We start from the raw sequence: 2,851 nt of genomic DNA, 5'->3' as shown, positions 1-2,851 counted from the left end.
CGACCCTCGACGAGATTGGACTGGGCCTTGCCCTCGCGCCGGTAAGGTTCGTCGTCGGCCAGGCGCAGGAACTGGCGCTTGCCCGGCACGGAGCTGAGACCTGTTGACAGAGGACGGGTCTCGGGCTCGACGGCGGGCAGCCCCGCGGCGGCCCGCAGTACCGGCCGGGCGAACACCTCGAACGAGACCAGCGCGCTGACCGGATTGCCGGGGAAGGTCAGCACCGGCACGGAATCCACCAGTGCCGTGCCCTGCGGACCGCCCGGCTGCATCGCCACCGACACGAATTCGGCCCCTCGCGGGCCGAGCACGTCCTTGACGACCTCGAAGTCGCCCTTCGACACCCCGCCCGAGGTGAACACCACCTCGGCGACGGAGGCGGCGCGAGCGAGTTTCGCCGCGAACACCTCCGCATCGTCGCCGCTGCGATCCACCGAGACCACCAGCGCCCCGTTGGCGGCCGCGCTGGCGGCCAGGGCCGGCCCGTTCGAGTCGTGGATCTTGCCCGGGGCGAGAACGCTTCCTCCGGGCACCAGTTCGCTGCCGGTCGAGATCACCGCCACGCGCGGCCGAGTCCGGACGGACACGTGGGTCAGGCCGACGGCGGCGAGCGCCGCGACGTGCCGGGCCGCGACGACAGTGCCCGCGGGCAGCAGCGTGCGACCGCGGTGGATGTCGCTGCCGCGCTCGCGCACGTATGCCCCCGGTTCGGGCAGCGTGCACACCGTGACCCGGAGTCCCCGCCCCTCGGCCGCGGTGTCCTCGGCCGGCACGGTGTCCTCGGCCGGCACGGTGTCCTCGACCGGCACGGTGTCCTCGACGGGAACGACGGCGTCGGCACCGGTGGGCAGTGGCGCGCCGGTCATGATCTTGGTGGCGGTCCCGGGCACGTGCGCGACGACCCCGTCGCCGGCCGCGAGGACGGCACGCACGGGCAGGGTCGCGGGCGCCGCGGTGAGCGAGGCCGTGTCGACCGCGTAGCCGTCCATCTGCGAATTGCGGAAGGTGGGGAGGTCGATCGGAGCGACGACGTCCTCGGCCAGCACCCGGCCGAGCGCTTCGAGCAGCGGCACCGGTTCGGTACCGCGGATCAGCAACGGGGAGAGCAACGTCGCCACGTGTCGCGCATGCTCCTCCACCGACCGCCTGCCGCCCGCCATGGGCCAATCCTAGGCACACCGCTCGCGGCGCCGTGCGTCCTCGTCCGGGTCGTGGTTTCTGCTCCTCCCGCACGACGGGGCCCGCGACGGCATACTGAGGGTCATGAGGACGGAGGCCCGATGACCGCGGTGCACGTGGGGATCCCGGCGGTGCGCCCTGCCGCGGCCGACGACGTCTCCGACCGGCCCGACACCCCCGAACTGCTGGACCGGTTCGGGCGTGTCGCGCGCGACCTGCGGGTGTCGATCACCGAGAAGTGCTCGCTGCGCTGCACGTACTGCATGCCCGAGGAGGGGCTGCCGGCGATCCCGCGCGAGCGGCTGCTCAGCGCCGACGAGATCGTGCGGCTCGTGGCCGTCGCGGTGCACCGGCTCGGGGTCCGGGAGGTGCGCTTCACCGGCGGGGAGCCGCTCATGCGGCGGGACCTCGAGCAGATCGTCGCCGGGTGTGCGCGCGCCGTCCCCGGCATCCCGCTGGCGGTGACGACCAACGCGGTGGGACTCGCCCATCGTGCCCGGGCGCTGGCGGAGGCGGGCCTGACCCGGGTCAACATCTCCCTGGACTCGGTCGACCGCGCGCGGTTCGCCCGGCTGACCCGGCGCGATCGGCTGGATTCGGTGCTCGACGGGATCCGCGCGGCCAAGGCGGCCGGGTTCGCGCCGGTGAAGGTCAACGCGGTGCTCATGCCGCAGACCCTCGACGGGGCCGCGGACCTGCTGGCCTGGTGCCTCGACGAGGGCGTGCAGCTGCGGTTCATCGAGCAGATGCCGCTCGACGCCGACCACGAGTGGGCCCGGGCGAACATGGTGCCCGCGCAGCGGCTGCTCGACGTGCTCTCCGCCCGCTTCGCCCTCACCGAGGTCGGCCGCGAGGACCCGTCGGCGCCGGCCGAACGCTGGGCGGTCGACGGCGGGCCCGCGACGGTCGGCATCATCGCGTCGGTGACCCGGTCGTTCTGCTCGGACTGCGACCGCACCCGCCTGACGTCGGAGGGCACCGTGCGCTCGTGCCTGTTCAGCGACCGGGAGACCGACCTGCGGGCGGCGCTGCGCGGCGGCGCGAACGACGACGAGCTCGCCGCGCTGTGGCGTGGTGCAATGTGGAACAAGTGGGCCGGACACGGCATCGACGCGGCGGACTTCACCCCGCCGCAGCGCAGCATGGGAGCTATCGGTGGGTGAGACCGTGACGGGCATCGAGGTGCGGTATTTCGCGGCGGCGGCGGACGCGGCCGGAGTGGAGAAGGAGACGGTGGCGCTGGCGCCGTCGGTGGATCTGGGTACCCTCAAGACCGCCCTGATCGACCGTCACGGCGCCGAGATGGCGCGGGTGTTGTCGGTGGCCGCGTTCCTCATCGACTCCGAACTCACCCGCGACCTCGGACGCGCCGCCGGACCTACGGTCGACGTCCTCCCGCCGTTCGCCGGCGGCTGACGGGATCAGGCCCGGCCGCCGGGCTGAGCGGATCAGGCCCGACCCGCCGGGCGGGGCGGATCGGCCCCGGCCGCCGGGCGGGGTGGCTGTCAGCGCCACCAGGTGTCGAACGGCGACACCGGCACCGTCCGCTTGTGCCGGGTGTTCAGGAACGTCCGCTCGAGCTTCTCGGCCAGCTCCGGGGTGACGTCCTTGCCCTCGAGGTAGTCGTCGATCTCCGCGTAGGTCATGCCCAGGGCCACCTCGTCCGGAAGGG

Annotated in this window: 3 protein-coding genes and 1 pseudogene; 2 read left to right on the top strand and 2 right to left on the bottom strand. The window is 73.5% G+C overall.

Features of this window, described 5'->3' with window-relative positions; translation table 11 throughout:
- Positions 1-1,160 (bottom strand): molybdopterin molybdotransferase MoeA (locus tag AIIKEEIJ_RS13580; protein WP_238406351.1); only part of this gene is annotated, 1,160 nt, incomplete at its 3' end.
- A gap of 120 nt (positions 1,161-1,280) precedes the next feature.
- Here AIIKEEIJ_RS13580 and moaA point away from each other — a divergent pair.
- Entirely contained in the window at positions 1,281-2,342 is a 1,062-nt protein-coding gene (gene moaA / locus AIIKEEIJ_RS13575; RefSeq protein ID WP_029544496.1) for a GTP 3',8-cyclase MoaA, read from the top strand.
- Positions 2,335-2,595, top strand: a complete 261-nt coding sequence (locus tag AIIKEEIJ_RS13570) for a MoaD/ThiS family protein (protein ID WP_006940570.1) — start codon at positions 2,335-2,337, stop codon at positions 2,593-2,595. The genes moaA and AIIKEEIJ_RS13570 overlap by 8 nt, the downstream gene beginning before the upstream one ends.
- Positions 2,596-2,684: 89 nt before the next feature.
- On the opposite strand, the pseudogene AIIKEEIJ_RS13565 reads toward AIIKEEIJ_RS13570, so the two are convergent.
- Positions 2,685-2,851 (bottom strand): annotated as a pseudogene (locus AIIKEEIJ_RS13565) (ammonia-dependent NAD(+) synthetase); the annotation flags it as partial.

The sequence above is a fragment of the Rhodococcus sp. YH1 genome, from assembly GCF_009939605.1.
GTDB lineage: Bacteria > Actinomycetota > Actinomycetes > Mycobacteriales > Mycobacteriaceae > Rhodococcus > Rhodococcus aetherivorans.
The sequence above is the reverse complement of the archived record's forward strand: the minus strand, read 5'-3'. Positions and strand labels throughout refer to the sequence as shown.